We start from the raw sequence: 253 nt of genomic DNA on the forward strand, positions 1-253 counted from the left end.
TTGCTTCCATCAGACGCAACGTCGACGTCGAGCAGCTTAATCGGCGCGCGTTGCTGGATCTTTTCGACGTTCGAGAAGCGCTTGAGACCAAGGCCGCAGAATTTGCCGCACGGCGTGCTACGGCCGAGGATCTGGCGGAGTTGCAGAAACAGCACAAGGCCGTTGAGCGCGAGGTACGGGCGGGCCGTGTCTATTTCCAACAGAACGCTTTGTTCCATAAGGCGATCGCAACGGCAGCTCATAATCCCGTTTT

At 57.3% G+C, this 253-nt stretch carries 1 protein-coding gene; it reads left to right on the forward strand.

What is annotated here, in order from left to right; all coding sequences use genetic code 11:
- Nucleotides 1-50: 50 nt before the first annotated feature.
- The coding region (locus NLU14_RS23420) for a FadR/GntR family transcriptional regulator (protein ID WP_420845103.1) at nt 51-253 on the forward strand (203 nt) is incomplete at its 3' end.

Source organism: Marinobacter iranensis (assembly GCF_029207565.1).
GTDB classification, from domain to species: domain Bacteria; phylum Pseudomonadota; class Gammaproteobacteria; order Pseudomonadales; family Oleiphilaceae; genus Marinobacter; species Marinobacter iranensis.